4 protein-coding genes are annotated in these 6,034 nt (G+C 72.6%); 1 reads left to right on the forward strand and 3 read right to left on the reverse strand.

The window, feature by feature from the left end; genetic code table 11:
• The coding region (locus GT045_RS06645; protein WP_161333591.1) for an alpha-1,4-glucan--maltose-1-phosphate maltosyltransferase at window positions 1–1,977 on the reverse strand (1,977 nt) is incomplete at its 3' end.
• A gap of 335 nt (window positions 1,978–2,312) precedes the next feature.
• Between GT045_RS06645 and glgP the strand changes: the two genes are divergently transcribed.
• A complete protein-coding gene (gene glgP, locus GT045_RS06650) occupies window positions 2,313–4,931 on the forward strand; it encodes an alpha-glucan family phosphorylase (RefSeq protein WP_161297304.1) in 2,619 nt (872 codons plus the stop codon).
• A 90-nt stretch (window positions 4,932–5,021) separates the two neighbouring features.
• Here glgP and GT045_RS06655 read toward each other — a convergent pair whose 3' ends face one another.
• Together GT045_RS06655 and GT045_RS06660 are read right to left on the reverse strand one after the other, a co-directional pair.
• A complete protein-coding gene (locus GT045_RS06655) occupies window positions 5,022–5,543 on the reverse strand; it encodes a DUF1990 domain-containing protein (RefSeq protein ID WP_161333592.1) in 522 nt (173 codons plus the stop codon).
• A 75-nt stretch (window positions 5,544–5,618) separates the two neighbouring features.
• Window positions 5,619–6,034 (reverse strand): M4 family metallopeptidase (locus GT045_RS06660; RefSeq protein ID WP_202515389.1); only part of this gene is annotated, 416 nt, incomplete at its 5' end.

Raw genomic sequence — 6,034 nt, forward strand, 5'->3', positions numbered from 1 at the left:
CCAGTCCAGGCCGAGTTGCGGCATGTCCAACGAGACCGTGGCCTCCTGGGTGTGATGCGGGTCGAGGTTGACGACCACGAGGACCGTGTCCGTACCCGTGCTCTTGCTGTAGGCGAGCACGGCGTCGTTGTCGGTCCGGTGGAAACGGAGATTGCGCAGGCGCTGTAGCGCGGGGTGCTCCCGCCGGATGGCGTTGAGCCGGGTGATCAGCGGTGCGATGGTGCGGCCCTCGCGTGCGGCGGCTTCCCAGTCGCGGGGCCTGAGCTGGTACTTCTCCGAGTCGAGGTACTCCTCGCTGCCCTGCGTGAGCGGGGTGTTCTCGCACAGTTCGTAGCCGGAGTAGATGCCCCAGGCGGGGGAGAGGGTGGCGGCCAGCACGGCACGGACCTCGAACGCGGGCCGCCCGCCGTGCTGGAGGTAGGCGTGCAGGATGTCGGGGGTGTTGGTGAAGAGGTTCGGCCGCATGTAGGCCGCCGCCTCACCCGCCAGCTCGCTCAGGTACTCGGTCAGCTCCTGCTTGGTGTTGCGCCAGGTGAAGTACGTGTACGACTGCTGGAAGCCGACCTGGGCGAGGGTGTGCATCATCGCGGGCCGGGTGAACGCCTCCGCCAGGAAGATCACGTCCGGGTCCCGGCGGTTGACCTCGGCGATGACCCGCTCCCAGAACACCACCGGCTTGGTGTGCGGGTTGTCGACCCGGAAGATCCGCACCCCGTGGCCCATCCAGTGCCGCAGCACCCGTACCGTCTCGGCGACCAGGCCGTCCATGTCGGCGTCGAAGGCGACGGGGTAGATGTCCTGGTACTTCTTCGGCGGGTTCTCCGCGTACGCGATGGTGCCGTCCGCGCGGTGGTGGAACCAGTCGGGGTGCTTCTGCACCCAGGGATGGTCGGGGGAGCACTGCAACGCGAAGTCGAGCGCCACCTCAAGGCCCAGGGCGCGTGCCTCGGCGACGAAGTGGTCGAAGTCCTCGAGCGTGCCGAGGGCGGGGTGGACGGCGTCGTGGCCGCCCTCGGGCGAGCCGATCGCCCAGGGCACGCCGACGTCGTCGGGGCCGGCGGTGAGGGTGTTGTTGCGGCCCTTGCGGTGCGTGGTGCCGATCGGGTGGATGGGGGGCAGGTAGACGACGTCGAAGCCCATCTCGGCGATCGCCTCGAGCCGGCGGGCGGCGGTGCGGAACGTGCCGTGCGGCCGCTGCGCGGTGCCCTCCGAGCGCGGGAAGAACTCGTACCAGGAGCCGTACAGGGCGCGTTCGCGCTCCACCAGCAGCGGCATCGGGTCCGAGGCCGTCACCAGCTCCCGCAGCGGATACCGGTCCAGCACCGCCGCCACCTCCGGCGACAGCGCCGCCGCCAGACGCCAGGCGGCCGGCCGGTCCTCGTCCCGCAGGGCCGCCGCCGTATCCAGGACGGGCCGCCGGTGTGCCTCGGGAACCCCGGCGGCGGCCCGCTCGAACAGCTCGGCGCCCTCCGCCAGGACCAGATCGGTGTCGAGGCCGGCCGGGATCTTGATCCGGGCGTGGTGCCGCCAGGTGGCGAGCGGGTCCGACCACGCCTCCACCGTGTACGTCCAGCGGCCGGGGTCACCCGCGGTGACGGTGGCGCCCCAGCGGTCGGTGCCCGGGGCGAGTTCCCGCATCGGCGTCCAGGGGCCGGCCCGCCCCTCCGGGTCGCGCAGCACCACGTTCGCCGCGACGGCGTCGTGGCCCTCGCGGAACACGGTGGCCGACACCTCGAAGGACTCCCCGGTCACGGCCTTGGCGGGCCTGCGGCCGCGCTGGACCACGGGACGTACGTCGAGGACGGGGATGCGGCCCAGGGTGGCGGCCGCACCCGGGGAGGACCGCTCCCCGGTACCGGGCGGGCCGGCGGCGCCGGTCGGCGGCGCGCCTTTGCCGCCCGTCGTCTTCGCCTTCGTTGCTGCTGCCTTGCTCCTGCTGTCGGTCGGGAGTGCTGACGAGTGGTGCGTGGCGGGCATGACCGCTCCTGTCCGCTTCAACGTGGGTGTGGGCGGATGGATATGGGGAGGTGGGTCCTGCGGACGTGCTGTGGTGCTCCTGTGGGGCGTGTACCGGAAGGAGCCTTCCCACCCGGTTCGGGTGGGCAATCCGGCACCTTGTTAACTACTCACGCGTATGTCTGCGCACAAGACCGGTCCCCTTTTCCAGGTGCCCGGTGTCCGGGTGTTGACGCCTCCTCCGACACCCCCGGCGAGACGTCCCCACCGACCGTGCGGTAACCACTACCGTCGAAGGCGACGACGAGACGTACAGCTCGGTGCGTCTCACCCGCAACGCGTCCCGAGGTAGGAATGTGAAGGCGATCCGCCGGTTCACCGTCCGTCCCGTTCTCCCCGACCCCCTCCGGCCGCTCAGCGACCTGGCGCGCAATCTGCGCTGGTCATGGCATGCGGAAACACGCGATCTGTTCCAGTCCGTCGACGCCGAGGCATGGTCCGCGGCCGGCGGCGACCCGGTACGGCTGCTCGGCAGCGTCCGGCCGGCCCGGCTGGCCGAGCTGGCCGGCGACCGGCGGTTCCTGCGCCGGCTCACCGCGGCCGCCGACGACCTCGACGACTACCTGACCGGCGCCCGCTGGTACCAGACCCGGTCGGACGGCCTGCCCGCCGCCGTCGCCTACTTCTCCCCGGAGTTCGGCATCACGGCCGCGCTCCCGCAGTACTCCGGCGGCCTCGGCATCCTCGCCGGCGACCATCTGAAGGCGGCCAGCGACCTCGGTGTGCCGTTGATCGGCGTCGGACTGCTGTACCGGCACGGGTACTTCCGGCAGACCCTCTCCCGGGACGGCTGGCAGCAGGAGCACTACCCGGTCCTCGACCCCAACGAGCTGCCGCTCACCCAGCTGGAGGAGCCCGACGGCACCCCGGCCCAGGTGTCCCTCGCGCTGCCCGGCGGCAGGGCACTGCGCGCCCGGATCTGGCTGGCGCAGGTCGGCCGGGTGCCGCTGCTGCTGCTCGACTCCGACGTGGAGGAGAACGACCTCGGCGAACGCGGGGTCACCGACCGGCTCTACGGCGGCGGCAGCGAGCACCGGCTGCTGCAGGAGATGCTGCTCGGCATAGGAGGTGTGCGGGCCGTTCGGACGTACTGCCGGCTCACCGGGCACCCGGTGCCGGAGGTGTTCCACACCAACGAGGGGCACGCGGGCTTCCTCGGACTGGAGCGCATCGCCGAACTGGCCTCGCAGGGGCTGGACTTCGACTCGGCGCTGGAGGCCGTACGGGGCGGGACGGTGTTCACCACGCACACCCCCGTCCCGGCCGGCATCGACCGCTTCGACCGGGAACTGGTCGGCCGGCACTTCGGACCCGACGCCGAACTGCCCGGCATCGACGTGCAGCGGATCCTGGCGCTGGGCATGGAGACCTACCCGGGCGGCGAGCCCAACCTGTTCAACATGGCCGTGATGGGACTGCGGCTGGCCCAGCGGGCCAACGGGGTGTCGTTGCTGCACGGGCAGGTCAGCCGGGGCATGTTCGCGGGCCTGTGGCCGGGATTCGACGCCGAGGAGGTGCCGATCACCTCGGTCACCAACGGGGTGCACGCGCCGACCTGGGTGGCACCGGAGGTCATGCGGCTGGGGGCCCGGCAGATCGGCGTCCAGCGGGCCGAGGACGCGCTGTCCGTCGGCGGCTCCGAGCGCTGGGACTCGGTCGCGGACATCGCGGACCAGGAGATCTGGGAGCTGCGCCGGACCCTGCGCGAGCAGCTGGTGGCGGAGGTGCGGGAGCGGCTGCGCGTGTCCTGGCGGCAGCGCGGTGCCGGGAACGCCGAGCTGGGCTGGATCGACGGGGTCCTGGACCCGGACGTGCTGACGATCGGGTTCGCGCGCCGGGTGCCGTCGTACAAGCGGCTGACGCTGATGCTGCGGGACCGCGACCGGCTGATGGAGCTGCTGCTGCATCCCGACCACCCGGTGCAGATCGTGGTCGCGGGCAAGGCGCACCCGGCGGACGACGGCGGCAAGCGGCTGGTGCAGGAGCTGGTCCGCTTCGCCGACGACCCGCGCGTGCGGCACCGGATCGTCTTCCTGCCCGACTACGGCATGGCGATGGCGCAGAAGCTCTACCCGGGCTGCGACATCTGGCTGAACAACCCGCTGCGGCCCCTGGAGGCGTGCGGCACCAGCGGGATGAAGGCGGCCCTCAACGGCTGCCTCAACCTGTCGGTGCTGGACGGCTGGTGGGACGAGTGGTTCCAGCCGGACTTCGGCTGGGCCATCCCGACCGCGGACGGCGCCGGCACCGATGTCGACCGCCGCGACGACATCGAGGCGGCGGCCCTGTACGACCTCCTGGAGCAGCGGATCGCGCCGCGCTTCTACGAGCGCGGGCGGGCCGGGCTGCCCGACCGCTGGATCACGATGGTCCGCCAGACCCTGTCCCTGCTCGGCCCGAAGGTGCTGGCCGGCCGCATGGTCCGCGAGTACGTCGACCGGCTCTACACCCCCGCCGCGCGGGCGCACCGCGCGCTGACCCCCGACACCGCGCGGGACCTGGCCCGGTGGAAGGCCCGGGTGCGGGGCGCCTGGCCGGGGGTGAGCGTCGACCACGTCGAGACGACCGCGACGACGGCCACGGCGGAGCTGGGCACCACCGTGGGGCTGCGGGTCCGCGTGGACCTGGGCGAGCTGAGCCCCGACGACGTCGAGGTGCAGGCGGTGTCCGGCCGCGTGGACGCGGAGGACCGCATCACCGACGCCACGATCGTCCCGCTGAAACCGGCCGGCGCCCCCGACCTGGAGGGCCGCCTGCTCTACGAGGGCCCCCTCTCCCTGGACCGCACCGGCCCCTACGGCTACACGGTCCGCATCCTGCCCACCCATCCCCTGCTCGCCTCCGCCGCGGAACTCGGCGTCCTGGCGGTGCCGTCGGAGGAGGTCGTGGAGGGGGCGGGGGTGCTGCTGAGGTGACGCCCGCGCGCGGGACCCCCGCACCCGGGGTCCCGCGCGCTGCCACGGTACGGGCCGGCGGCGGAGGGGGCGGGGTGCGGGCGGGCCGGGTCAGGGTTCCGGGGTGTCGGCGCAGAGCCGGCGGAGGACCACTCCGCACCGGCGGGCGTACGCGTGCTGCAGGCCCCGGGTGGCGGGGCCGCCCGCGCGGGCGTACCACTTGGCCGCCCTGCTGAACGCGGCGACCGTGAGCCAGACCGTGCCGTCACCGGTGCGGTCGACCATGAAGACCTCCTCGCCGCACTCGGGGTGGCCTTCGAGGGTGCCGTAGGCCCAGCCGGCGCGGCGGGGCTCCTCTGCCGTCCAGATGATGCGGCAGGGGGCCTTGACGACGCCGGCGAGGGTGACCGTGACGTCGACTCCGGGGGCCGCGCGGTCGGCCGTGGCGTCGATGCCGACACCCAGGGCGCGGTGCATCTCCCAGGTCAGGACCGCCTCGGCGGCCCGCTGGAACACCTCCCGGCCCTCGCCGATGCGGGTGCGGACGTAGAGGGGGTGGAAGCCGGGCGGGCAGACCGTCGGGTCGTCGCGGGTCGCACCGACCGGCTCGTAGGTGAAGGGCGCCGAGGACATGGGTCACAAGCGTAGGGCGGCACCCGGGAGGTCCTCCTCCCGGGTGCCGCCCCTCGCGCGTCGTGCCGGCCGCCGCTAGTTGACGTTGACCGCCGCCCAGGCCGCCGCGACCGTCTTGTACTCGGTGCTGGTGGAGCCGTACAGCGCGGACGCCGCGTTCAGGGTCGCCGTGCGGGCGGCCTTGTAGTTGGTCGTCGACGTCATGTACGTCGTCAGCGCCTTGTACCAGATCTGCAGCGCCTTGGCGCGGCCGATGCCGGTGACGGTGGAGCCGTTGTACGTGGGCGAGTTGTAGCTCACGCCGTTGATCGTCTTGGCGCCGCTGCCCTCCGACAGGAGGTAGAAGAAGTGGTTCGCGACGCCGGACGAGTAGTGCACGTCCTTGTTGCCGACGGAGGAGGACCAGTTGTCCGCCGAGCCGCCGTCCTTGCTCGGCTTGTCCATGTAGCGCAGCGGGGTGCCGTCGCCGTTGATGTCGATCTTCTCGCCGA

The sequence above is a fragment of the Streptomyces sp. SID486 genome, assembly GCF_009865385.1.
Classification (GTDB): domain Bacteria; phylum Actinomycetota; class Actinomycetes; order Streptomycetales; family Streptomycetaceae; genus Streptomyces.